Raw genomic sequence first — 255 nt, 5'->3', positions numbered from 1 at the left:
GGCGTAGGCGATGGACAACAGGTTGATATTCCTGTACCACCTCTTTATCGTTTGAGCAATGGGGGGACGCAGGAGGATAGGGTAAGCGCACTGTTGGATATGTGCGTCTAAGCAGTTAGGCTGGTAATGAGGCAAATCCCGTTACCGTGTATGCTGAGCTGTGATAGCGAGGGAAATTTAGTACCGAAGTTCCTGATTCCACACTGCCAAGAAAAGCCTCTAGCGATGATATTTGGTGCCCGTACCGCAAACCGA

At 50.2% G+C, this 255-nt stretch carries 1 rRNA gene; it reads left to right on the top strand.

What is annotated here, in order from left to right:
* A 23S ribosomal RNA gene (locus tag M3182_RS25950) occupies nt 1–255 on the top strand; the annotation flags it as partial.

The sequence above is a fragment of the Mesobacillus maritimus genome, assembly GCF_023715205.1.
Taxonomy (GTDB): Bacteria; Bacillota; Bacilli; order Bacillales; family Cytobacillaceae; genus Mesobacillus_B; species Mesobacillus_B maritimus_C.
Note: the sequence above shows the minus strand (reverse complement) of the source record. Positions and strands in the feature narration are given on the sequence as shown.